The organism is Bacteriovorax sp. Seq25_V (assembly GCF_000447795.1).
Classification (GTDB): Bacteria; Bdellovibrionota; Bacteriovoracia; order Bacteriovoracales; family Bacteriovoracaceae; genus Halobacteriovorax_A.
Map to the genome: position 1 here is coordinate 283,697 of NZ_AUNI01000021.1, position 24,219 is coordinate 307,915.

The 24,219-nt window shown below is 34.5% G+C and carries 22 protein-coding genes; 15 read left to right on the top strand and 7 right to left on the bottom strand.

Annotation, left to right across the window (positions count from 1 at the left end):
* The 6 genes from M900_RS17795 to fliD all read right to left on the bottom strand — a co-directional run bounded on the left by M900_RS17795 (position 1) and on the right by fliD (position 4,846).
* Positions 1–147, bottom strand: a complete 147-nt coding sequence (locus M900_RS17795) for a hypothetical protein (RefSeq protein ID WP_021275902.1) — start codon at positions 145–147, stop codon at positions 1–3.
* Positions 137–1,825, bottom strand: coding sequence for a glycosyltransferase family 9 protein (locus tag M900_RS16100; protein ID WP_021275867.1), 1,689 nt, complete (start codon positions 1,823–1,825; stop codon positions 137–139). The genes M900_RS17795 and M900_RS16100 overlap by 11 nt, the downstream gene beginning before the upstream one ends.
* A gap of 1 nt (position 1,826) precedes the next feature.
* Positions 1,827–2,483, bottom strand: a complete 657-nt coding sequence (locus M900_RS16105) for a hypothetical protein (protein ID WP_021276002.1) — start codon at positions 2,481–2,483, stop codon at positions 1,827–1,829.
* A gap of 159 nt (positions 2,484–2,642) precedes the next feature.
* A complete protein-coding gene (locus tag M900_RS16110; protein WP_021275748.1) occupies positions 2,643–3,044 on the bottom strand; it encodes a hypothetical protein in 402 nt (133 codons plus the stop codon).
* Entirely contained in the window at positions 3,045–3,443 is a 399-nt protein-coding gene (gene fliS, locus M900_RS16115; protein ID WP_021275858.1) for a flagellar export chaperone FliS, read from the bottom strand. It abuts the gene before it with no gap.
* A gap of 14 nt (positions 3,444–3,457) precedes the next feature.
* Positions 3,458–4,846 (bottom strand): flagellar filament capping protein FliD, encoded by a 1,389-nt coding sequence (fliD, locus tag M900_RS16120; protein ID WP_021275844.1) that lies wholly within the window; start codon positions 4,844–4,846, stop codon positions 3,458–3,460.
* Between the two features lie 269 nt (positions 4,847–5,115).
* Between fliD and M900_RS16125 the strand changes: the two genes are divergently transcribed.
* The 4 genes from M900_RS16125 to lepB all read left to right on the top strand — a co-directional run bounded on the left by M900_RS16125 (position 5,116) and on the right by lepB (position 9,958).
* Positions 5,116–6,615, top strand: coding sequence for a hypothetical protein (locus M900_RS16125; protein WP_021275935.1), 1,500 nt, complete (start codon positions 5,116–5,118; stop codon positions 6,613–6,615).
* Positions 6,616–7,385: 770 nt separating this feature from the next.
* Positions 7,386–7,988: an RlmE family RNA methyltransferase gene (locus tag M900_RS16130; protein WP_021275679.1), complete on the top strand. Its 603-nt coding sequence runs from the start codon at positions 7,386–7,388 to the stop codon at positions 7,986–7,988.
* Positions 7,978–9,207, top strand: coding sequence for a penicillin-binding transpeptidase domain-containing protein (locus M900_RS16135; RefSeq protein ID WP_034733110.1), 1,230 nt, complete (start codon positions 7,978–7,980; stop codon positions 9,205–9,207). The genes M900_RS16130 and M900_RS16135 overlap by 11 nt, the downstream gene beginning before the upstream one ends.
* A 1-nt stretch (position 9,208) precedes the next feature.
* Positions 9,209–9,958 (top strand): signal peptidase I, encoded by a 750-nt coding sequence (lepB, locus tag M900_RS16140; RefSeq protein WP_021275948.1) that lies wholly within the window; start codon positions 9,209–9,211, stop codon positions 9,956–9,958.
* On the opposite strand, the gene M900_RS16145 is transcribed toward lepB, so the two are convergent.
* Complete coding sequence (locus M900_RS16145; protein ID WP_021275864.1) at positions 9,942–12,287, bottom strand: Smr/MutS family protein; 2,346 nt, start codon at positions 12,285–12,287, stop codon at positions 9,942–9,944. The genes lepB and M900_RS16145 overlap by 17 nt on opposite strands.
* Here M900_RS16145 and M900_RS16150 point away from each other — a divergent pair.
* From M900_RS16150 to M900_RS16200, 11 genes are all read left to right on the top strand, one after another.
* Positions 12,286–13,599, top strand: a complete 1,314-nt coding sequence (locus M900_RS16150) for an NFACT RNA binding domain-containing protein (protein ID WP_021275911.1) — start codon at positions 12,286–12,288, stop codon at positions 13,597–13,599. The genes M900_RS16145 and M900_RS16150 overlap by 2 nt on opposite strands.
* Positions 13,600–13,636: 37 nt before the next feature.
* Positions 13,637–14,425: a hypothetical protein gene (locus M900_RS16155; RefSeq protein ID WP_021276068.1), complete on the top strand. Its 789-nt coding sequence runs from the start codon at positions 13,637–13,639 to the stop codon at positions 14,423–14,425.
* Between the two features lies 1 nt (position 14,426).
* Positions 14,427–15,590 carry a class I SAM-dependent rRNA methyltransferase gene (locus tag M900_RS16160; protein ID WP_021275749.1) on the top strand — a complete coding sequence of 388 codons (1,164 nt, stop codon included), beginning with the start codon at positions 14,427–14,429 and terminating at the stop codon, positions 15,588–15,590.
* A gap of 2 nt (positions 15,591–15,592) precedes the next feature.
* Positions 15,593–16,543: a MoxR family ATPase gene (locus tag M900_RS16165; RefSeq protein ID WP_021275839.1), complete on the top strand. Its 951-nt coding sequence runs from the start codon at positions 15,593–15,595 to the stop codon at positions 16,541–16,543.
* Positions 16,543–17,391, top strand: coding sequence for a DUF58 domain-containing protein (locus M900_RS16170; protein ID WP_021275921.1), 849 nt, complete (start codon positions 16,543–16,545; stop codon positions 17,389–17,391). The genes M900_RS16165 and M900_RS16170 overlap by 1 nt, the downstream gene beginning before the upstream one ends.
* Positions 17,392–17,456: 65 nt before the next feature.
* On the top strand, positions 17,457–18,143 hold the full coding sequence (locus tag M900_RS16175) for a hypothetical protein (protein WP_198296038.1): 687 nt from the start codon (positions 17,457–17,459) through the stop codon (positions 18,141–18,143).
* Positions 18,140–19,132 carry a VWA domain-containing protein gene (locus M900_RS16180; protein ID WP_021276030.1) on the top strand — a complete coding sequence of 331 codons (993 nt, stop codon included), beginning with the start codon at positions 18,140–18,142 and terminating at the stop codon, positions 19,130–19,132. Before M900_RS16175 ends, M900_RS16180 begins: the two co-directional genes overlap by 4 nt.
* Positions 19,132–20,946: a VWA domain-containing protein gene (locus tag M900_RS16185; RefSeq protein ID WP_021275687.1), complete on the top strand. Its 1,815-nt coding sequence runs from the start codon at positions 19,132–19,134 to the stop codon at positions 20,944–20,946. Before M900_RS16180 ends, M900_RS16185 begins: the two co-directional genes overlap by 1 nt.
* A complete protein-coding gene (locus M900_RS16190; protein ID WP_021276008.1) occupies positions 20,946–22,595 on the top strand; it encodes a BatD family protein in 1,650 nt (549 codons plus the stop codon). The genes M900_RS16185 and M900_RS16190 overlap by 1 nt, the downstream gene beginning before the upstream one ends.
* Positions 22,582–23,499, top strand: coding sequence for a bifunctional riboflavin kinase/FAD synthetase (locus M900_RS16195; RefSeq protein WP_021276043.1), 918 nt, complete (start codon positions 22,582–22,584; stop codon positions 23,497–23,499). The genes M900_RS16190 and M900_RS16195 overlap by 14 nt, the downstream gene beginning before the upstream one ends.
* A complete protein-coding gene (locus tag M900_RS16200; protein ID WP_021275988.1) occupies positions 23,496–24,176 on the top strand; it encodes a shikimate dehydrogenase substrate-binding domain protein in 681 nt (226 codons plus the stop codon). Before M900_RS16195 ends, M900_RS16200 begins: the two co-directional genes overlap by 4 nt.
* The last annotated feature ends 43 nt before the right edge of the window (positions 24,177–24,219 follow it).

Consider the following 24,219-nt stretch of genomic DNA (forward strand, 5'->3'; position numbering starts at 1 on the left):
TTATCCTTGCTCTTCAAGAGCGGAGCTCATTAGTAGTAGTGTAAAATCATCGTCATTGAGTTTTTCTTTACGAGCTAATTTAGCTTTAACTTGATTAAGCTTTTCCATGAACTCTTTTTTGAAAACCTCATTATCATTAGATGTCATACTGATTTTCCTTTGAGAATTTTGTTCTCTGGGAGTCTTTTGTTCTTCTTACAAAGTCACTTGCGGTTTTTACAATATCAACTTGGACTTGAATGTCGGCTTTCAGTTCATAAATAAGAGATTCCATTTCTCGAGCTGACTCAAGAAGATTAGAAGTATTTAGCGCTTCCACTCTTGCTCTAAATCTTAAAAGTGGGATTGCCATGAACTGTGACTCAACTTCGCATTCTGCTAAAAGCTCTGTTAGATTCTTAAGAAACTGTCCTGTTTTGGCTTTTGAGCCATCAACTTGTAATAATGATCTCAATGTACCAAGAAGGTTTTTTGAAACTTCTGTAATTGCTAGTTTTGTATCTGTAAGCCAGCTTTCAAGTTGTGTTGTTCCGTCAATAACAAGTGCATTATAAATTTCTAAATCTTCACTACCTGTAAATTTCTTAAGTAATAGTTGGCGAGATATTAGTCTTTCAATTTCTGCATTTTGGTCGACAGCGCCATAAGCTAGCTCATATCTTGTCCCAAGCTCATCGTTATTTACTGAATAGACAGAGATGCCTTGAGCGAATTTATGATTTGATAAGTCTTCAGCGAAAAGAATGTTTTTAGCAAGAGCAACAATGTCTTCCGTTGAAAGTAGAATGTTCTGAGCCTGTAGACTCATATCATTTTCCACAGTCTTTTTACTAAATACGCGTTTTGAAACGGTTGGTGTTACAATGAAGCTTTCTTGGTTTAGACTTCCTTGTTTAAAGAGTGGTGATTCTCCAAGTGATATTTCTATTGTTGGAGTATTAGTTAAATCAGCGAGATGTTTGATTGCTGTGTCTGGTGTAATTAAAAGATCAAGATTCATTAGAACTGAATTAAGGGCCAAGAAGTCTGCTTCAACAGATACGAGGGAGTTATTAAATTCAGAGTTAATGATTGAAACTAAATTTCTCTCTTGCTCTGTTGGCGCAGCCAGTAAGATAGGGAAGAAATTAGGACTCATATATAGAGCATCGATTAAATTTATTAACTGTTCTTTTGATAATGACTTGTAATCAGTTGAAGCTGTTAGTTGAATACCAATTAACTTCACGTCATTACCGTTATTTTCTACTTTTCTGAGTTCTGCAAAGTTCGTCGCTGAAGATTTGTTGTATTCTTCTTTAGTCTTTAGAACAAAAGACTCATTTGCAGGCTTAAGGTTCGCCATGTTTAGATATGTATCAGTGAATGTAACAGGAGCATATTTAACAGATGTTAAAATGTCATTCATTACAATTGCCCATTCCGAGCTGTATTCGATGTTACAAGTTTCGTTGAAGCGAATACCAATATGTTTAGAAGACTTTGTTTTAAGAAGAGATGTTAGGTGCGTAGACACTCTGTCGTTAGATAAGTTGTAAACAGCATCCCAAGTTTTTCCTGTTACCTTTCCAATATCTCTCTGAAATTCATCTAGGGCAAATCCATCAGAGAAAATCTTGTTCTTTTTATAAGTTAAAATTTTCTTACGATCGATTGTATGTACTTCAGTGATACCTTTAAGGTTGAGTGCAGCCTTTTCAAATTCTTTTAACACGAGAAGAGATATTTTAATCTCTGGATATTTTGCGATAAATGATCTGATAATATGTCCCGAAGCAAAAATGTCTCCGTTTCTTTTCAGATTGATTATTAAGAGTTCTTTCATCTTAAAATTCTCCGTTACTCAAATGAGTATATGCTAAAAGTAAGTGGTCTAAGTTGTTAGTTAATGCAGGTTTTGATAAAACATTTTCCTGAATGAAGGAATCTAAGCTTTGTGCGTCTGCATCCGTATATAAATATGATTTTAATTCACGATTAGTAATGTTCATTGCAACATCTTTGACCAGTGAAGAAGCTTCATAGTTTAAAAAACTTTTAAAGTAATCAGAGTACAGATTAAATGATGGTGGGTGACTTACCATTACTGGTTTTGTAATTAGAAACTTTGCTAGTGTTATATCACTGTAAATAGTCTCTAAATCTTCTCCCGAAAATACTTTGATGTTTTTATTTGGAAAGAGGTGGTTTGCGATACAATCTCTATATACTTCTTCGTTTGGTTCTATTACAACAACTTGATAATCATTACCGTGATATGATTCTAGTTTTCTACAAATTTCATAAACGTGATAAGCAAACCCTAGTCCAAATACAAGAACGTGCTTATTGTTTTGAAGTCTTTCATCGTATGTAGATACAATGGCCTGAGCCTCTTTAGCTGGATTATAAACAGAGTGTAGGTGTACGTTGTTTATAACAGGTACCTTTAGATTATTACGAGACGTCTTGATCTCATAAGAATCAATCTTAATACTTTTCATGTGTCTTCCTCTAATGGAACTAGATAAATTGCTTGCTTCCATAGTTCCTCATCCTTAAGGTCTTTATGGTTAATAGGGGGAACCAATTCTTGGTTCCCTTAGATTCTATTAATGATAGCTTATTTTTGCTTCATCTTGCAATGAAGTTTTTATATGGGGTTACTTTTTTACATTAGATAAGTCGTAGCCCTTAAATGACTGACGATTCTTGAATACACTAGCGATTTCTTGAGTAGTTTGCTCTTTTTGATTTGTTAGAATTTCCGTAGTCTCTATGTCAAGTTTATCATTAACGTAAACAATCTGATTAACCTCTTGTGACCAAGTCTTAAAGATTTGGATGTGTTCAGGTGTTACAGTCTTTAGATCAAATTTCGCAATCTCTTCTTCTACATTTGTTTGAACTTTTCTGATAATATTAATCAGTCTTTCTCTGTTATCGATAATCTGATCAACTAGGTCAACTTTACCGTTTTGAGCCGCTGCTAGAAGTCCCTGACTTGCATTCGTTAGCGCTTCTAGTAGATCTAGGTGCTGCATGATATTTTCAAATACTTTCATCTATGCTCCTTGTTTCGTCTGTCCCGAAACTTTAAGTGACTTAATTGCTTCCTGCCATCCTTCATATAATGTTGTTAAAACATTAAGGCATCCTTCTAGTGGCTCTTTATCAATTTTGATATTTGCTTGAGTACTAGAGAAGAGAATGAAGTCATAAAGTGAAGATAATTCTTTTGCAATATCCCCACCAACTTCAAAATCTAAGCTGTTGTTTAGCTCGATGACGATGTCCTGTAGTTTTCCAATGGCTTCTCCTTTAAGAGCAATTTCTCTTTTGTCGATAGCTTCCATTGCTTTCTTGCAATTCTTGATTGCAGCTTGATAGAGCATGAGTAAGATCTGCTCTTTACTCGCAGTGTTTACATGTGTTTTCTTATAAGCGCCAAGACCGTAGCTCATGACTTCCTCCTAAATTACCCAAGTTGCTGTACGTCTGGAGCTCCTGCTCCTAATCCTGCAACGCCAGCTCCCTGTGCTCTAATTCTTGATATTGTTCCTTCTAACCTAGAAAATTTATCTTTTAAGTTTTTCTCTTTTTGTTCGAGCATTCTTTCTCTCTGCTTTATTCTTCTATCTATACCTTCAATGTTCCCTTCTAAGCTTTTTTTTCGTGACTGTAAGATTCCATCAGGGTAACGAAGAGATGAATTTGCAAGATCGTTTAAGTTATCGATAAAGCCGCTTGTCTTAATTCCACCTTCTTTAAAGTGACCAGTTAGAATTTGCGAAACTTTTTCGTAATTACTCTCAAGCTCAGCTTTAAATTTTTCCTGATCAAACTTCAATGTACCATCACGTTGAAATGCGACTCCGATATCACCAATGCGAAAATTTCCAAATTGAGTTTCAATATCTTTAAAAACCGCGCCTCTGATCTTTGACTCTAGTGTTTGCAGAATAATGTCTCCACCTAGAGTTCTCGATGTGTCTGTTTTTTCATCAAGGTTATTCTGTGCTTTGATGAAATTTAATACTGCGTTTACTTGGTCTACGACAGTATTAACTTTTTCTCCAACAGCTTGAGTGTCTTCACTAATGTTAATAGAGAATTCTTCACCTGGTTTCGCTTTTTTGAGATCAATCGTAACACCTGGAATAAGATCACTTGTCTTATTCTCTGGAAGTTCAATTTCAAAACCATCTAGCTTAACTTTTGCATCTTGAGCTTCTCTTTCGAATTCAACGTAGAGGTCATCAACTCCATCAACGAAATAAAAATATGGGAATTCTGCTTTGTTGGCATCCCCTGTATCTTTTAAGCTTAAAATTAGTCTGTGTGGATTTTCAGAGCCGCTACCATCGTTGATAACAGAAGCACGTAGTCCGCTTTCAGAATCTTTATTAATTAACTTTGCAATTTTTGTTAAACTTGAGTTTTCTGAATCAACGTAGATTTCTTTGGTATCACCATTTGGAAGTTTGTATTGAATAAAACCCACTCCAACGTAACTCTCATCAGGGTCTTCAAATCCTGAGGACATTGCAGATGATTTTTGTGCTAGTTGTACAACTTCAAATTGATAGTTTGCAGGTTCCGCAATATTCTTGTCAGCACTGATGCCGACAATTTCTTTGTTTGTTTCGATTTTAAGTTCGCGAAGAGATCTGGCGTTACCAGCTTTGTTGAGAGTTCCACGCATTGATTCAACAAGGCCAGATAGTTCTCCTACGAGACCTTTCTTGTCCTCAATCTTCCCTTTACGAGTCTCCATATTCTTAATAGGGATCCTCTCAGCATTCATAATTTGCTGAACGATATCTTTTGGAAGACCTGTGTTAATGGAACCAAAGGCAATGCTCAACGTTTCCTCCTGAACCCATTATGCGCAATCCTCGCGCACTGGGGCATACTAAATTAGATTAGCATAATGAGTGACAAAAGCAATGTGGCGCGCATTTTGGGAAGAATTTGCAGGGAATTGTTACAGGGTAAAGGCTTTGCTCGTGAGGGCTTTTTGAATTACTATAGAGTTATATACCTGAAAATAAAAAAGGCCCGCTGGGTAGGCGGGCCAATTCGAGGTAGTTTTTTGGGTAATGTTTTGTTGTACTAATTTTATCGGGTATTGGCGTGGAAACTTTAGAAAATAAGTCAGGTATTTTATATCAAAAATCGAAATTCTTTTTATATCGAGCACTTACGTACTTTGGTTTTTTGCTATTACCTATCTATTTGCAGAAAGAAGTAGAGATTTCGAGACATGTCTCAATCGTTGTAATGGTCCTCTATTGTATGTTTATTATGGGGCAGTGGTTTCTTTTAGGTAAAGAGATTGATCATCGATTAAAAATTTACTTCAGAGTAAATTCATCAATAGATAGAGTGGTATATCGATTGTTTATGGGGATGTTCTTCATGGCAATCTACTTTAACATCATAAATCTGTTTCCAGGTAAGTGGGTATACAATATCTTTTGGGCTACTTGGGTATTTCTAGGCTTGTTTTATTCTTGGCCAACTCGAGGAAAAATTATTCAAGAATCTGTAAGCTCTAACTTTCATGAGTATAAATACTTGGACAGGTTTGAGAAAACAATTCTATTGCTAATTGTTGCTACTTTTATTGCATCAGTTCCTGAGTTTCCAAATCTCGCTACAGCAAACTCTTTAAAGCTTTTCTTTGACCCAAGTGAGCGTGTCTCTGGTGCTTTTTGGAGCTTTATGCAGGTTAATTACTATCCGTTTAAAAAATATCCTGAGCTTTTTAAAATTGCCTGGTGTGTGCATTTTTACTTTCTAACTATTTCAATGTTTCTCATGACGTTTTATGCGATCCTTCGTTATTTTGTTTCGAGAAGGCTTGCTGTATTGGGTGTGTTTGCACTTATCTCTTCATGGTCCTTTTCTAAAATACTTGCGTTAAACTTTGGAAATGCGTTATTGACGACATATTCTATCCTTTGGATGTGGACACTTTTGTGGTGTACAAAGAGTTCGACCTATAGGTCTGGATTGTTTGTTGGGCTTGTAGGAGCTTGGGGAATCGTTATTGATAAGACGAATATGATTCTGTTTGTAGTTCAGTTATTTGCGCTTCATACTTTGTTTCTCAAGAATAAAACTTATTGGTATCGCCGACAATTCTTCAAATATAACACATTTGGTGTGATCCTTGCGGTTATGGTCTTCTTGCTTTCAACAAGTACGTTAGAATTTAAGTTTAGTGATTCTTTTGCAACAGGGTTTTTAGAGCTTTGGGCCCTAATAGAAAGAAAGGCATTCTTTATTTTGAGTATCTTTGGGTTTGCTGTTTTCTTTGGAAAAGTTCTTTATCAGAAAAAAGATAATAATAAGCTTATCAATTTACCAACGGATAAAATGAATGAATTTGCCTTCGGGTTTGGACTATTATTTTTGTCAGGTATCATCTTCGAAAGTCGATTCTTTAAAGATTTCTCAATTCTTTGGATTCTGGCATTTTTAAGTGTAATCCCGATAGAGCTTATCTTCCAGAAGATTAGAAGGCTGAGATCGAGTCGAAACTTTATCTATGTTATTTATATCCTAATTTGTTTGTTGGATTCTCACTTTGAGGGTCGTATTAAGATTCTGTTAAGAATGTTTAACTAGATTTTTTCTATGTTATACTAAATGTAATTAACCTGATGAAAAGGAGTTCATCTGTTTAAGTCACATATCACAAGAACGCTTTACGAAGACTTCCTAGAAACCTTTGAACTTAAAGAGACGACTTTAGATTCATCACCATTTGTACTTGTAGACCCAGAGAGCGGTAGTATTACGCTTTTGGCCGGTTCTAGAGCAAGTTGTGACGGTGACAACTATGATGCAATTTCGATTGCTAGTAGGGGTGATACGGACTTAGTTTCTACTAGAGAAGACTAAGGTCAGTTGGGAGATTTAAACATTTTAGAAGGGCATAAAACATGTCCTAGAGTCCTTTTCGATTAATTCTTAATAAAAACCTGAAATTGATGTAAGAAAAATATTGACATGTAAGATGCTGTAATTTTTTTTGTTAGTAAATGTCGCTTTGTTGATAACTCTGTGGAAAATGTTTCAAATCTTCATGGCAAGGTGTCAAATATCATAGATTACCTTCACGCACCTCGGTAAAACATTGAAAAGACAGGTGTTTTTAACTTGACTTAATCAATAGGGTATAAAGTCGAGAAAATTTGTTAATTGTTGATAAGTGGGCCATTTTTGTGAACAAAATAGACGAGTCAACAATTATTTTCAAAAAAAGCAGAGTTTTTCACAAAATAATCAAAAACGCTCATGTAAGAATTATAGATTCTACTGACAATTGGTGGTATTTTGCACCTCTGTATTATAAGAAGTATTTTGTACAAAAAATTATTAAAAAGTGGATTGTTATGAGTTTCAAAGTCCAAGATTACTATTTTAAGAAAGCCAAAAAAGAGAACTTCCTTGCGCGTAGTATCTACAAGCTTGAGGAAATTGATCTAAAGTATGGAATTATAAAGAAAGGCGAAAACGTACTTGATTTAGGGTATCACCCTGGGTCTTGGATGCAATATACTTCTAAAAAAGTTGGAGAAGAGGGAAGTGTTGTCGGCATTGATATTCGCCCCTTAAACAAAAAACTTTTACCAATCAAGAATATTAGAATTTTCGAAATGGATATTTTTGATGTTGATGATCTTTCAATGCTAGGTGTTGATAAACCTTTTGATACCGTAGTTTCAGACATGGCACCAAATACAACTGGTGTTCGTTCCGTTGACCAAGCACGTAGTTTGAATTTAATTGAACAGGTTTTTTATCACCTACCAGTCTTTCTTAAAGACGGTGGAAACTTTGTTATTAAAGTATTTGATGGCCATGAGGCGCAAGTCTTTCTAAAATCTCAGAAACATCGATTTAAAGAATTCCATTTTTTAAAACCAAAATCGACACGATCGGTAAGTAAGGAGTTCTTTGCAATTGGAAAAGGTTTCATTAAGGATGAAGAATAGAAAGGTAAATATCTGGGTAGTGCTTGGGCTTTCTGTCCTGGCTACTATCGGTTATTATGCCACTTATAAAGAAGAAGTGGCTCAAATTACGAAAGATCAACAAAAAATCGAATTAAGCACTCTAAAGAATCATGTAAATTATCATTTAAAAGAAAGTAACCTCTACGAAAATACTTCTATAGACATTGATGGGGAGAAATATTCTCTAGAGTTCTCTATTGATGATGCTCTTGATAAGTATGTAAAAAAGAGACTTAGATATTATCGCCCTGATATGGCCGCAATAGTAGTTCTCGAAAATAAGACAGGGAAGATTCTAACTGCTGTTGGCTATGACAGGAAAGAAAAGACATTTAATGATTATCTTCCATTCTCCGGAACACATCCTTCAGCTTCTATTTTTAAGATTGTGACAACTGCAGAACTTTTTGAAGATGGAGAAGTATCTCCTGATTCTGAGTTTAACTTTAGAGGAAAGGGAACGACACTCTATAAATATCAACTAAAAGAGAAGAAAAACGCGCGCTGGGTAAGACATATGAGCTTTGAAAAAGCTTTTGCTTACTCTAATAATGTTGTTTTTGGAAAAGCTGCAATTGAGAACACAACACCATTTGAGTTGAAAGAAATGGCCGAAAGGTTAGGATTTAATCAAGAACTTATGGAAGAGGTTAGTATTTCAAAATCAACATTTATTATGCCTGAAAGTGGATATAACTTAGCTGAGATCGCGTCAGGCTTTAATAAGGATACTCAGATGAGTCCTGTTCACTGTGCGTTGTTATCATCCGTGGTGGCCAATGATGGTGTGTTAACATATCCAAGACTTGTAACCAAAGTTATCGATAATCAGAGTCATATTGCTTGGGAAAACGAAAAGCATACTAAACAAGTAATTAAGAAAGAAGTTTCTGACGAACTGAAAGAGTTAATGAGGGCAACTATCGATAAAGGAACTGCGAGAAGAAAATTTAGATCTTTGAAAAAAAGTATAAAGAATAATCTTGATATTGGTGGTAAGACAGGTTCGATTACAGGTGGTTTTCCTTTTGGTAAGAGAGATTGGTTTACAAGCTTTGCTATTCCATTAGATAAGCCAGATGAGGGTATTTCTGTTTGTGTTATGAATATCAATTTTAAGAAATGGTATGTTAAATCTGCTAGGCTTGCACAAGAAATTATCCAGTATTATTATAGAGATATAAAAAAATTGGAATAAAATGGAATTAGATCAAATAATCAGTAAGCGCAAAATGAGACTTAAAAAGGAAGTTAGAAATATATTTCTAATCGTTTTAAGTTTATTAGTTTTTAGATCAGTATTCTATGAACCATATCGGATCCCTACAGGATCAATGATCCCAACTCTTAGAATTGGCGACTTTATTCTTGTAAACAAATTCAAATACGGCTTTAAACTTCCATTTAGTGACATTGCTATTTTCGAAATGAGCTTCAATCCTATTTATCTTTTTGGTAAATCATCACCACAGCGAGGAGATGTCATTGTTTTTAAATATCCTAAAGACACCTCTGTTAACTACATAAAAAGAGTGATTGGTTTACCCGGTGATACTATTGAGATTAGAGAGAAGGTTGTTTATATAAACGATCAGGAAGTAGGGCAAGCTGAATTTGACGGACATGATCTGATGAAAGATATGGATGAGAAATTCAAATCTACAAACCTTAAGTTTTTCAAAACCAAAATTGAAAATCATAATTTCATTATTCAGCAAGACGTCGACAATATTTACTCGACACATCTCGATCGTACGGTAATCCCTGAAGGGAAATACTTTGTAATGGGTGATAACCGTGACTTCTCATATGACTCGCGCTTTTGGGGCTTTGTTCCACATGAATATATTCGTGGTGAGGCTATTCTTGTTTGGTTTTCAATGTCGATGCCTGACCAAAAAGACCAGTTTAGCGTAAGACTAAACCGCATCTTTAAGAAGATCGAATAACTTCAATTTTTGTACAACCATCGTTTCCATCTTCAGGTGCCCACGTAAGATCTTTTTCCTTTCGAAGGTAATCACGTAACCATTTCTTTAAAACGCCGTCCCCATGGCCGTGGACAACAAGTAGATATGGTATATCCCCATTTTGCAAAGATAGAATTGCACTGAGCACTTCACTTTGAAATTTTTCGAGTCTCATACCTCTACCATTGACGGAAACAGAAGAAACAGCTGAAGATTGAAAGACGTTAATTTTAACTTTTTCATTTGGTTTTTGTCTCGGAGTATTGTTTAGCGGTGTGTAAAGACTTTCTGTTGGAACAGTAATGTTTTTGCCTCTAAATGTAACAGTCGCTTTATTTCTATTTACCGAAACAAGTACACAATCATTTTTTAATAACTCACTAAAGTATGTTTTACCTTCCTGAAGAGTCTCAGTTGGTTGGACGTCGAAAACTTGCGCTTGATTTTGATTTGGAGATTGTGAGTTAAACATAGATTTAAACTCTGTAGCCTTTTTTTGTTTTTGCTTTACAGTGAGATCTTTGTCTTCTCGGAGTTCTTGTATCTTTTTAACTTGTTTTTCCATTTGAGACTTGTATTGCTCATACATTTTTTGTTTCTCAAGAAAAAGAACACCCTCCATTGATTTACGTTGATTCTTTAGTTGGTTATTTAAATCTCTATTCTCGATAAGCAATGAATCTAATTCTGCTTTTTTTTGAGAAAGATCCTGAAGAAGTTTTTCGTACGTAATATATTTTTTATCTAAGATTGATTTAGCATTCTGTAGTATGTTGCGGTCAAGATAGTAATCGTGACTTAGTCTTTCGAAAATGGTCAGCGCCATCGAACTACCTGGAGTTCCAACAATTAAATTGTAAGTTGGAATATTTTTTTCGAAGTCATAGCCAACATGAGCAGAAATATAACTAGGGTTTTCCTGCATTGTCGTTTTTAGTAACTGGTGGTGCGTTGAGATGAGAATCATCGCACTTAAGTTTTGAGTGAGATGATTTATTATTGATATCGCCAAAGACGAAGCCTCATCTGAACCAGTAGAGTTGAAAATTTCATCGGCTGCTACAAGACTATTTGGTTTAATCTCTGCAAGCATTTTGAGAATAGCTGTTGTCTCACCCGCAAAGGAGCTTAATCCATGTGAGAGGTCCTGATAATCACTATCAAAATAGAATATATCTTCTACTGGACGGAGTTTTGCCTTCGTCGCTGGTACAAAGAATCCAAGTTTCATGAAAACATGACAGAGTACGATTGACTTTATTGTAACCGTTTTTCCTCCAGTGTTTGGGCCTGAGATAATAAGTCCATGGTGTGAAGGCCTAAAGTCGATTGTGTTTGCCCTGCAGTTTTCAATGAGAGGATGAAAAAAGTTTTCTATATGTTCAGAATTATTTGGAGAAATTTCTGGTCGTACAAAATTGTGATGATAGCTATATTTTGCTTGAGTAAGTGTATAATCGAGATCTAGAAAAAAATGATAAAGCGATTGAATTAACTTAGACTCAGATCGAAGTTGATCGGAAAAATCTTGGCAGATGCGATTAATAATTTCGTCAATGACTGCGATTATTTGCATTCTTTTATTAGCATATTCTCTAACAGTTGTAGGTTCAACGAATAAAGTACTACCAGTACTAGACCTAGATACAATAATACCAATGCTTCCATTGTAGGAGTCGCTACGAATAGGAATGACATAGCGATCGTTGATAATATCAAATGAGCTGAATTGTAATCTCTTCTCAATGTCTTCAGACTTTAAAATACGGTGAACTTCTTCTCTGATTTTAGCTTCTAAGTTATTTCGTTCTTGTATCTTTACCGCTAGTAACGGATGCTTTTCTAAATTTGCATACCCATCTTTTTCAACAAAATTTCTGAAGCTTCGAACGAACTTCTGCCTAAGTCTTTGAGTCTTTTCGAGAAAGAAGAGAATTTCTTCCTTTTGATAATCTTTAAGCGTTGATTTAAGCTCTATTATATTTTCGATTAAAACACAGGCAAAATTTAATTGTTTAAAGTCTCCGGTAATGTTTTTCGCCAGATTATTGACGAAAAAGTGATTTTCAGGACTATCTGCTAAATTGCCAAAAGCAATTGTATCTATATCAATATCTTGTGAAATCAGTGTGTATAGTTCATCGACTCTACCGAGTTGTGATTCTAAATTTGCTTCTTCAATTGGAATAGGGTTTCGTGTAATATGTTCTTTAGTGAGGTTGAACTTACTATAGAAAGATATATTTTGACCAATAATTGGCCAATCGATATTTTTAAGAGTTTGATGCAAAATATTGTAGGTATCCATGAATTTAAATTTCTCTGAATTACATAATAGTATAGTTAATATTCGAAGTGAGTTTATTGTCGGTGACACATGGAAGTTTGGCAAGATTCAAAAGATATTTTCAAGTGGAAATGTTATAGTTTTGAATATCAGAGTGCCTGGGAAAACACTATATTTATGTATCGGAAGAGGAAATGAATATTGTGGAGTATGGCTTCTTAATGAGCAAATCCCATCACCTTATCGAATTGTGAGGGATTCACTACTCGAGTATATGCGCTCGAATCTTGTTGGGTTGTCCGTCATTAATATCAAAGCTGATGAAAGAGACAAATCGATCATGATTGAGTTATTTGATAAATCGATGATTCTGTTTTTTTGGAAAGGTAGAACATTACACTTTAGTCATATCATTAAGGAAAATGGGAAAGCACTGTGTTTTTCACCATGGCATAGCCTAGATAGATATGAAATAAATAATGATTACTTCAGCGTATTTGATCCTGCTGGAAGAAAGCAGCTGGAGCATAAGCAAGTCAACGAATCAAATCTCAGTCTTGATAAGGAAAAATTGTTTCCTGATGCTAAGAAAGATAAGCAGCAAATTAAAAAAAACAATAAAAAGATGGCCAATATTGAAAAGGATTTAAAGGCATGTGCACTGTGGCAGGACCTTCAAGAGCTTGTTATCAATGATCAGCTAGATTTGGAAACTGATATTCTGAAGTATAAAGGATTGAAACTAAAATTCGAAAGAGGACTTAACTATTATCAAAAAAAGAATAAAGTTTTTGAGAAAATAAAAAAATTGAAAATTGGTGAAGCTTTTTTGAAACAAAGACTCGAAAATTTTAGAGAAGTTATTAGTGATAAAAAATCTGATCTTCTTATTCAACAAAATATAACATTCCCACTTTGGGTAAAAAAATCAAGAAAAGTCGTAAAGAAAAATAGTAATGACAATGGGATAGAAGAGTTTGTCATCGATGGACATAAGTTTGCAGTTGGTCTCTCTTCTCATGGTAATGACTTTCTACGAACGAATTGGTCAACTAAGAATGATTTGTGGATACATTTAGACGGGTATACGAGCGCGCATGTTATAGTAAAAGGTGATAGACTTACTGATCTCAACATCATTTCAATTGCAGCATCTATTGTTGCTACATATTCAAATTTCGAAGCAGACGGGATACCGGTTATATTTACTCAGGTTTCTAACTTAAAAGGAATCAAGGGAAAGCCAGGGTCTGTAAATTATAAGAAAGAAAAACATCTAGTTGTGAAAAAGGTCAATTGGAAGGAAATAATTTCAAGTAGTTGGTTGAAGTAGAACTCCAAGATAAAATATCCCAAAGCGAGGATATTTTATGAATAAGTATATTGTTGGATTAGTTTTCGTAGTTGTATTTGGAATTACAAATGCCTTGAGTAGTACGAGCACAATTTTTGAAGATCATAAATTACAAACATATTCACCGATTGTTGCTGGCGCGAAAGATATCCTATTTGAAATAAGGGTTGATGGGCTCATCGATAATATCAAGAGAACAACGGCGATATCAAATATTGAAGATCTATATTTTAGATTCTATTGGGTTTATCCAGGCGAGTATAGAATTGAAGTAGAAGGTCTTCCTAAAGGGTTTGCTGTTTTAAAGAGTAATCTTAAAAATCAGGTTAAACCTTATGTTGACATGATCTTTTCAGAAGACTTTATTAGGCAATTTGAACGAACTCCATTTGTTCAAGATCCAAAAGAAAAAAATTCTTTTATAAAGAAAGAAGAATCTGCATCAAGTGTTTCTAAGGTGAGAGTTAAGTTAAATGAGAAAAACTTGTTGTCAGAGATTTATTCTAAATCACCTTATTCTACTGTTCTAAGTAAGTTTGAGTATAAGCTAAGATCATGGTCAAATGGTAAAAATGTACTAACGAAAATTACTGTTGAAGAAAAGGGAAGTGGAATAGTTAATCTAAAGACCATCGATGTTGAAAGAGAAGTTTTTTCAGGTATCGGTTTGCCATCAGAAATTAATGTTGAGGAAGAGGTTTCGAGAGATGGGAAAAGTATTGCTAAGACAAACTTGAAATTGAAATTCTCAAATTACAATATTAATACAGGTAAAGCTGATCGATTCATTAGAGATAGTAAATAATATGAAGTCATTTGTTTTAGACCAGAAAAGACATTACTCATGGCTTAGCGGTGAAAATGTATTTAATGCAAAAGATCTTGATCAAAGTATTCGTTCTTGTACTCCTGGTGAATGGGTCGAATTCGAAATTGGAAACTTTAAAACAATTGGTTTCGTAAATCCATTTATTGAAGACTTTGGAAATGTTACAATTCTTAAAACAACTGAGAGAGAGCCGCTTAAGTATATTGAGAAAGCTATAAAGTCAGCTCATCGTAAGCGGAGTATTCTTGCTTACCATGGCGAGCGATTAATATATGGGTTTTCTGATGGGCTTCCTGGATTGGTAGTTGATACTTATGAATCGTGTTCACTTGTTCAAATTAGCTCTGCGGGTTTAGATCGATTCAGAAACGAGATTAAAGAAATTATAAAGCAAGAAACAGGAAAAGAAGTTATTTTCCTTGATAATAAAAAATATAGAGAAAAAGAAGGACTTCCCTTCTTTGAAAATGATCAACTTCCCGATGTGATAGATATCAGAGACCTTGGAATTGAATACCAATTAAAAAAAGATGTCTTACAAAAAGTCGGCTATTATTATGATCACAGAGAAAATCGATTAAAGCTTGAAAATACCTTAAAAAGAATTAACAAAGAATTTACAAATGGGCTCGATCTTTTTTGTTATATTGGTTCTTGGGGCATGCATATGCTTAGAGCTGGTGTGAAAAATGTTGAATTTGTTGATCAGGGTAATATGAATGATATTGTCTTGAAGAACATCGAGCTTAATAGTTTTGAAGGAAATAACAAGTTTGTTCGTGATGATGTATTTGCTTTTCTTGATTCAAAAATCAAAGAAAAAGCTAGGTACGATGTTATAGTATGTGATCCTCCTTCATTCACTAAGTCAGTTAAAAATAAAAACTCAGCATTAAGTGGGTATGAAAAACTATATCAGAAAAGTTTTCAACTACTTAATAGTGAATCGATCTTAGTGGCCGCTTCATGTACACAATATATCACTATCGAAGAGTTGGACAAAGTTGTGGTGAAGTCAGCATTAAGAGAAGGAAAGAAGGTTCAGGTGCTAGATATTGGATTGAGTAGCTGGGACCATCCTATATCATCTTTAAGTTCAAAATCTAATTACATTAAATATATTTGCTACTTTGTGGAGTAAGAATGGAAAATAATTTACGCGAAAAATTGAATGAAGTATTAACTAGTGCAAAACAAGTAATATACGGTCAGGATGATTTACTTGATTCAATTATTGCAGCACTTGTATGTGAGGGACATCTGCTCATTGAGGGGATGCCTGGTTTAGGGAAAACACTGAGTGTGGCGACAATGAGTAAGCTATGTGATCTTGCTTTTAAAAGGGTTCAGTTTACTCCAGATTTACTTCCATCTGACCTAATTGGAACGATGGTATATAGTCAAAAGAATGAACAATTTACAACAAAATTTGGACCGATCTTTACACAATTACTACTTGCTGATGAAATTAATCGTTCTCCAGCTAAAGTACAGTCAGCTCTTTTAGAGGCAATGGCCGAAAAGCAAGTAACAATTGGCGATAATACTCATAAGTTATCAAGCCCATTTGTTGTTCTTGCAACACAAAACCCAATTGAACAAGAAGGTACATATCCATTACCAGAGGCGCAGTTGGATAGATTTATGATGAAGGTTGCAGTTGAATATCCAGACTTTGAAGCAGAGAAAAATATTTTAAACCTTGATGATAAAAAGAAATTGAATCATGAAGCGCTTATGACAACAGATGATATTTTAGAAATTAGAGATGAAGTTGAAAATATCTATGTGGATGAAAAAATTAAAAATTTAATTGTTCGAATTGTAAGAGGGACAAGGCCAGGCGACGAATATTTTAGTCCAGAGTATGAAGGACTAATTCAAGCAGGAGCTTCTCCAAGGGCCACAATCTGGTTGCAGAAATTAGGACGCTTTATGGCATATCTTGCTCAGCGAGATTATGTTTCACCTGATGATATTATGAAAGTAATACCAGGTGTATTAGGACACAGAATGATTCTGACTTATGAGGCGAGCATTGATAATATTAATGCTCGAGATGTAGCTCTTAAAATTGCGAGAAATTTAGTCTAATGATGAATACCAAAGAAATACAAAATATTGTATCTCAAATTAAAACGAGTTTGTTTAAAAATGCAAACTCGTACTCTATTGGTATGCTTAAATCACATTTTCGTGGGACTGGATTAAAATTTAAAGAGCATCAAGTCTATTCTCATGGTGATGATGTGAGATTTATTGATTGGAAAATGCTTGCGAAAACGAGCAGTCCATACATTAAAACATTTGAAGAAGAGCGTAATGTTATTATTTCTATCGTTATAGATTGCACATCAAGTATGTTAATGGGCTATAAAGGCAAGTCTAAGCTCGAAGCCTCTCTGGAAATTGTTTCGCTACTATATCTTTTATGCGCATCAACTAGTGACTATGTAGAGGTTATAATCTGTACTGGTGATAAGTTAATTCGCGTTCCCCGAAAGCAGGGGGAAGCAGGTATTGTTGCTTTGACAAATGCATTAAGGCAGGAGGATGTAATTAACTCTGATGGAAAGATTAATCTTTCATATAATTCGAAAGCAGATATCTCTTCAGTTGTTACCAATGATCTTCTAAAAGAGTTTTATCGTCGTAGAGAGCTCGTCTTATTAACAGATTTTTATAGTTTCCTTCAAGGTAGAGACTTGAAAAAATTAATGGCAAGAAAGCATGTTCATGCATTTAGACTTTTGACTCCTTTGGATTATGCAAATAATTTCAACTACAATGTAAAAGTTGAAAATTTACAAAACCATAAAGCATCTACATTAAATATATCGACAGCCTCAAAGGAGCTTTTACCAGAAGAGGTCGGGTTTCAAGTTAAGAATCTTTTTTTGGAAAAAAGATATTTGGAAGACTTTATTAAGGAGATGTTATAGTGATGCGATATCTTCTTGTCTTGATATTTTGTTTGAATAGTTTTGCGCTCGATATAAATGGGCGTTTGAGTATTAAAGAAGGTGAAACTAGTTGGCTTGAAGGAGATATAAAGGAAGTAGAGCTCTTGGTGTGGCCGCTTGCGGATGCAAATATAGAAGATGTCAAAAATGCTATCGAGAATAAAGATTTTTGTGAGTACTTTTTTATAGGTAAAGTTAAAAAGGTTGTGTTTTCTAAGAATAATCCTGAAGCGTTGGAAATTCATGCAGACGCAACTTTGAAAAAGGCCTTTTCTGAGAGAAAGCTATTGATTTGGAGCTATCTGGCCCTAAATATACCTATTGATACAAGTTCTATAAAAACAGTTGCGGATAATCAAAAAATACAAGAATTCATAACTTTAAGTGTAGAAAGAGCATCGGCTACTCATAATAGTCTATTCATCATGTTAGGGCTGGGCCTTCTATTGATCTTGCTAGTTGGATTTTACATAAGATTTAGAAGAGGTAATAAAGTTCATGAAAATAATCAAGACTGGAAGAAGATTGTTTTAGCTGCAGAATCTCGCGATGAAGTTGAATATATTTATGCAAATAAAGATGAGGTTGTAAAATTTTTTGGTGGTGAGAATCCCAGTTTATTAGAATTGTTCAAGAGAATTAATACACATCAATATAAGAAAGAATGGAATGAGGACGAATTAGAGGATATTCGATTTGTTCTAGATGAAATAAAAGAGAGCTTACAATGATTTTCGGGTATGATCTCGCAAACCCTAAGCTAATATTTATTGGTGGTATCGGACTACTGTTTTGGCTTTTAGATTTTTTTAAAATTTTTAAAACTGCTGAGCTCAAGCTGCCTGCGGTTTTCTTTGCTAAGAAAAAAGCTGTCTCATTTTTGACAATCCTTTCATTTGTAACTGGAATAATCGCATGGGGATTGATCTCGATTAGTATGGGACAGCCAAGAAAACCACTTGGTCATGCTGAGGCGGAAAAAGAATTAAATGACATTTACTTTGTTGTAGACGTATCAAGATCGATGCTCGCTGGTGATTTCCCTCCTAATAGGTTAGAGGCTGCAAAGGATAGGATTAGGAACTTTATCGATCTTTCCCCTGTCGATCGTATCGGTATTGTGATGTTCGCAGATAAAGTATTCACCCTGATTCCTGCGACAGTTGATCTAGAACTAGTAAAACAATCTGTAGATCAAATTAGAATTGGATTTCTAGGTAATGGAACTAATATTGGTGATGCTTTAGGGCTGGCCGTTGCGAGATCAGTAACTTCAATCGCGGAGAATAAGACAATTGTGCTTTTAACAGATGGTGCAAGTAATGTTGGTCTTTTGTCTCCTGTTCAGGCAGCAGAAAAAGCCAAAGAAAAAAATATCAAAGTTTACACGATTGGTATTGGTGGTGATAAAGATGCAAAATTACCAACCGGACGAGATATATTTGGTAATCAGCAATATCAAAATATTCCAGGCGGAAGTATGGACTTTGAAACGCTTGAGAAAATTGCACAAATTTCTGGGGGGAAAAGCTTTATCGCTAGTAACTCAGAAGCACTCGACAATGTACTTCAAGAGATTAACAAGTTAGAAAGAAAGAAGATTGAGATATCTGGAAGAGTTATCTATGAAGAACTATATTGGTACTTCCTAATTCTTGGTACATTTCTTCTCATTGTAAGTGAAAGTACTAGAGTATTTTTGAAGCGTGAGGTTTACTAATGGGTTTTGAAAGATTTTGGTTTCTCATCGGGTCTGGATTACTTATTGGAATATATTTATTCTATAGAACTAGACTGTATCGAGGCTTCTTTGCTCGAGTAAAAGACTATTGGTTTTTTAAGCCTACATTAAGTAAAAAGTTATCGATTGTATTATATATTATTGCATTTTGTATTCTTGCTATTGGTTTGGGTGACCTAAGGGGAAAAGAGGAAATAATAGAAGGTAATATACCTACGCAAAAAACACTCGTTTTAATTGATACTTCCGCAAGTATGTTAGTTGAGGATATTAGACCGAATAGGATTAAAAAGGCTGTTCTTTTAGCGAGACATTTTATTAGAAATTCGTATGGGCATCAGGTCTCTCTGGGCGTATTTTCAGATATATTTAAACAGATTGTTCCGTTCACTGATGATATAGAAATTCTGGAGGCGCGACTACAAACTGTGAATGATGCTCAACCTGAAGGCGGGTCAAATATAAAATTTGCACTGCGTGAAGCCATCCAATATTTCCAATCTAAGAGTGGTTATGTGAAGGGTAATATTTTACTGATAACTGATGGCGAGGAACATGAATCAATTGATCTTAATATACCGTCTGAAATATCACTCGCCGTTATAGGGATAGGAAGTGAGAATGGTGGAAAGATTCCATTGAGAAGAGATAGTGGTCAATTTATTAGATATAAGAAGAACAATAACATTGAAGTAATATCTAAAATATCAAAAACTTTCTTTGAAAATCTTGCTAAAACAGGCGAGCATATTAAAGTCTGGTATGCACAGTCTTATAGCATGCCTACAAATGAAGTCTTGGCTTTTTTTGCCAAAATCCATGAGGAGTCCTTTACTAAAGGTAGTATGAGACAGCGACCAGTAATGGGAATTCCAATTATAATTACGTTTGTTGCGCTCTATTGTTTATATGTGATTTTCTCTCGATTTAAAACATTCTCTACCGCATGTATTATTTTTATAGTACTTAGCGGGGCAAATGTTAAGGCGCAGGATGATGATGGAAGGGAAATACCACCAGAGGTTCAACAGAAAATGAGCACTTTGCTGGATAAGTTCAAAGAAGGTGCAATATCCAAAAATGAAAAGTTAGAGCTAGCCGAGCTTTTCAGTTCAATAGATGACAATACCAAAGCAAATAGCCTCTATCGTGGAGCGATGAAGGATCTTGATGAGGAAAAAGTTGAAGATGTTTTTAATTTTGGAACATCATTACTGAAAGAAAAAAAGTTTTCTGATGGTATCGAGCTATATAAGTATCTTGATAAAGAGCGTGAAATACCAGATGAGATGAGGGAGATTGTTCGTAAGAATATTCAATTAGCAATGCAAAGTCAGAAGAATGATTCTAATCAATCTCAAGATAGCAAAGACAAGAAAGATCAAAAAGATCAAGGCAAAGATAAAAAGAAAGATAATAAGAAAGATAAGCAAAATAAAAACAGCAAAGGTCAGAACTCAGGAAACAATCAAAGCCAAGATCAGAAAGATGATGGTGATGATAAAAATAATAAGCCAAAAGATAGAGAAGAAAATAAAGAAAAAGAAGAAGAGAAAGATAAAGAAAAAGAGAAGCAAGATAAAGACGGTAAGGATGGCAAAGATGACAAAGAGTCAGAAAAAAAGAAAAAGCCAGACTCCTGGGAACAGGTTCAAAAAGACGCTGAGTTAAAAAAGAAAAAAGAAAGTGTGAAAGGTGTTTTGAAACAAATTATGAATGATGATGGAAATCTTCAAAAGAAGTTTATAAATTCAAAGACAAATCAAAACTCGAGAGAGGCTAAGGATTGGTAATGAAAGTACTTAAATATTTGATGATACTACTATTTTCTATATCTGTGTTTTCACTGGATGTTGATGTTCAGATGACGGGGAAAGAGGTTGTTCTTGGTGATAAGTTTCAAATGATTTTAAAATTTGAATATAGTGGTGATGTCGAGCCATTTGTAAGCTTTGAGCCCGTTAACGCAGAGCTTGTTGGAGATAATACAAATTCTAATAGTAGGGTTGAGAGTAGAGTTTTCTTTGCCGCTGGAAAAGCTGTACAGAAAAAGATTTATCAATTGATATATGAATTTCAACCTGTAAAAGCAGGGTATGTCCACATTAGAGATATTAAAGTCGATACAGGTGGAGAAATTACGAAGGTTCGTAGTCAGTCGCTGAAAGTTCTTACTGAAGCAAAAGACCTCGGAGACTTTATTGTTCGCGCAGAAGTGTCAAAGGACAAAGTGTTTAAAAATGAAGGGATAAATCTCAATTACTATTTATATTTTAAAAATGAGATTACTCAGCCAGAGATTAGAAAATTTCCAACGCTCCCTAAATTTATCAAAAGATTTGAACTTCCAAAAGGTGGAGTTGAAAGAATTAGCTTACAGGGCGAAATATATAAGAGAGTACTCTTGTATAAGGCAAAAGTTTTTCCAGAGGAGTCTGGGGAGCTTAAAGTTGATCCGATAGAAGTTACTTTTCAATATCCTGAACTAACTAGGACACGACGTGATGTCTTTGGTATGGCACTTATGATGGGGGGAGGAAGATACAAATCAAAAACACTTCGTTCTAAAACACTAAAGATTGATGTTGAGCCCCTTCCAGCTGAAAATGTACCTAAGAATTTTACAGGCCTTGTTGGAAAACATCAATTTAATTTGAAAGTAACTAAAGAAAGGATTTTGGTGAATGATGTTATTGAAGCGAGGCTTGAAGTTACCGGTGATGGCGCACTAGAAAAGTTTGATCCACCGAAATTGATTCAAGATGAAAGTTTTGAAGAATTTGATCCAAAAACAGAGATCGTTGAGCTTGGCGAATTATCATCTAAAAAAGTAATCGATTATACTTATCTTGGTAAGAAGTCCGTAAATCTTACAGAGAGATCTTTGAAGTTAAGTGTGTTTGATCCTGATAAAAGAGCATACGTAGAAGAGGAAATTAAAATTCCGGCACTACAAGTTTTTGGCTCTGGAGTAAGTACGCCAACAATTTCAAATGTAAACAATATAGAAAATGAGCAAGAACAGCAATCATCTGCAGAAAAAACTGATGTGGAGATAGTTGCACCTCTATTTAGTGTCGAAAAGGCGAAGTTGTTCAATTATAAGTGGATTAATATTACAATTTCTTCATTGATTTTATTGGTTTTATTCTCAATGACAAACATTAGTCATCTCTTAAGCTATAAGGCCGATAATATTAAGATCTCTAAAAAGCTATCTTATAAGAATATACATGAGTTTCTGACTCTACATGGAGAAGGAACTGGTGGGTTGAGAGATCTTGTTGATAGTAAGAATATCAGCCCTGAGGCTAAAAAATATCTACTTGAACTCATTGATAATGCTGAGAAAAATGAATATAAAGGAAAAAGTATAAAATTGAATTTCAATAGAAAGTACTTTGTTGAGTACGCTAAGGCACAACTAGATGAAAAAGTATGATTCACTAAGTGAAATAAATGAAGAGTTTGTTTTAACGATTGGTAACTTTGATGGCGTCCATCGAGGGCATCAACGTGTTCTTAGTGAGATAAAAAAGTACTGTGCTAATAATGATCTCAAGTTATGTGTTATGACATTTGTTCCACATCCGGTTCAAATTCTTTCACCTCGAAAAAATTACCTTATTAACACATATAAAGAAAGATGTGAATTACTTGAAAATATAAAAGTAGATTTTCTCGTTGAGGTTGATTTTAATCGTGATATATCCACAATGTCGCCATCCGACTTTATGGATAAATTCATTTTGAGTTCAAAGAAAATAAAGAAATTTTACGTCGGACATGATTTTGCATTTGGTGCTAATAAGTCAGGAGACTACAAATTCATTGATACATATTCGAAAAGTCACGGATTAGAAATTGAGTTATTGCCAAGGTTTGATGTCGAAAAGTGTAATGTATCATCGAGTCGCGTGAGAGAAAGTATTCTAGAAGGAAATGTCGAGTACGCAAATGAACTTCTTGGAAGAGACTTCTTTCTAAGTGGAAGAGTTGTGAAAGGTGCTGGGAGAGGGAAAACAATTGGTATACCCACAGCTAATTTACAATTTGATGATGTGAGAATTACTCCGAAAGTTGGAGTTTACATTTCCACTGTTAATATTGGAAAACAAACTTGGAATTCTATTACAAATATTGGTATTAATCCGACATTTGATCAAGGGGAAGCAATTAATATCGAAACCCATATTTTTGACTTCGATAATGATATCTATGGAGACGTCTTAAAAGTTAATTTTAAAAAGCGTATTAGAGACGAGAAAAAATTTAACTCCGTTAATGAGTTAATTTCGCAAATTAGATCAGATATAGCTGAAGCTAAAGAATACTTAGAGTCATGAAAAAGTTGGCCCTTATTGGTAGGAATATCTCACACTCAAAATCTCAATTAATGTATGAAAAAATTTTCAAAGAGAAAATTGATTATGCACTTCTGGATTATAAATCATCTAAGGATATTCCATCGATTAAGGAACTCCTTGATAAATTTATGGGAGTTAGTATTACTGCTCCTTATAAAGATCATTTTCTAAGTCAAGTCGAGGTAGAGAACGATATTTCATCTCTGGGGGCAATTAATTGTATCGCATATCGTGATGGACGATATTTAGGCACAAATACTGATTACCTTGCAGTTCTTGAGATTTTACAAGATGATCAATTGAGAGGGAGAAATATTATAGTTCTTGGTGACGGAGCAATGTCACGTGTTACAAAGTTAGTTCTTGATAAACTTAATCTAAAAGCGATATTTTTAAACAGAAAGAAAGATGGAGACTTAAACCTGATTGACTATAATTCTATCTTTTGTAAAAATCTTCTTGTCATCAATTCTTGTGCTCGCCAGTTTTCATTCACGGCAGATTTGCCTCCAGATTCAATTTTTTGGGACTATAACTACTCACATATTGAGAATAATAGTTTCTTAAAAGATAAATGTAATTATGTTGACGGTATTGATCTACTATTTCTTCAAGCAAAGTATGCAACACAATTTTGGAAATTAGATAATAAATAAATTTCACCCCCAATTATTAAACTTATTTGAATCATGCCGATAA

What these genes read in the sequence shown, in the direction of transcription:
- M900_RS17795 (WP_021275902.1), bottom strand. Translation starts at nt 147, where the DNA reads ATGACATCTAATGATAATGAGGTTTTCAAAAAAGAGTTCATGGAAAAG.
- M900_RS16100 (WP_021275867.1), bottom strand. Translation starts at nt 1,825, where the DNA reads ATGAAAGAACTCTTAATAATCAATCTGAAAAGAAACGGAGACATTTTT.
- M900_RS16105 (WP_021276002.1), bottom strand. Translation starts at nt 2,483, where the DNA reads ATGAAAAGTATTAAGATTGATTCTTATGAGATCAAGACGTCTCGTAAT.
- M900_RS16110 (WP_021275748.1), bottom strand. Translation starts at nt 3,044, where the DNA reads ATGAAAGTATTTGAAAATATCATGCAGCACCTAGATCTACTAGAAGCG.
- fliS (WP_021275858.1), bottom strand. Translation starts at nt 3,443, where the DNA reads ATGAGCTACGGTCTTGGCGCTTATAAGAAAACACATGTAAACACTGCG.
- M900_RS16130 (WP_021275679.1), top strand. Translation starts at nt 7,386, where the DNA reads ATGAGTTTCAAAGTCCAAGATTACTATTTTAAGAAAGCCAAAAAAGAG.
- M900_RS16135 (WP_034733110.1), top strand. Translation starts at nt 7,978, where the DNA reads ATGAAGAATAGAAAGGTAAATATCTGGGTAGTGCTTGGGCTTTCTGTC.
- lepB (WP_021275948.1), top strand. Translation starts at nt 9,209, where the DNA reads ATGGAATTAGATCAAATAATCAGTAAGCGCAAAATGAGACTTAAAAAG.
- M900_RS16150 (WP_021275911.1), top strand. Translation starts at nt 12,286, where the DNA reads ATGAATTTAAATTTCTCTGAATTACATAATAGTATAGTTAATATTCGA.
- M900_RS16145 (WP_021275864.1), bottom strand. Translation starts at nt 12,287, where the DNA reads ATGGATACCTACAATATTTTGCATCAAACTCTTAAAAATATCGATTGG.
- M900_RS16155 (WP_021276068.1), top strand. Translation starts at nt 13,637, where the DNA reads ATGAATAAGTATATTGTTGGATTAGTTTTCGTAGTTGTATTTGGAATT.
- M900_RS16160 (WP_021275749.1), top strand. Translation starts at nt 14,427, where the DNA reads ATGAAGTCATTTGTTTTAGACCAGAAAAGACATTACTCATGGCTTAGC.
- M900_RS16165 (WP_021275839.1), top strand. Translation starts at nt 15,593, where the DNA reads ATGGAAAATAATTTACGCGAAAAATTGAATGAAGTATTAACTAGTGCA.
- M900_RS16170 (WP_021275921.1), top strand. Translation starts at nt 16,543, where the DNA reads ATGATGAATACCAAAGAAATACAAAATATTGTATCTCAAATTAAAACG.
- M900_RS16180 (WP_021276030.1), top strand. Translation starts at nt 18,140, where the DNA reads ATGATTTTCGGGTATGATCTCGCAAACCCTAAGCTAATATTTATTGGT.
- M900_RS16185 (WP_021275687.1), top strand. Translation starts at nt 19,132, where the DNA reads ATGGGTTTTGAAAGATTTTGGTTTCTCATCGGGTCTGGATTACTTATT.
- M900_RS16190 (WP_021276008.1), top strand. Translation starts at nt 20,946, where the DNA reads ATGAAAGTACTTAAATATTTGATGATACTACTATTTTCTATATCTGTG.
- M900_RS16195 (WP_021276043.1), top strand. Translation starts at nt 22,582, where the DNA reads ATGAAAAAGTATGATTCACTAAGTGAAATAAATGAAGAGTTTGTTTTA.
- M900_RS16200 (WP_021275988.1), top strand. Translation starts at nt 23,496, where the DNA reads ATGAAAAAGTTGGCCCTTATTGGTAGGAATATCTCACACTCAAAATCT.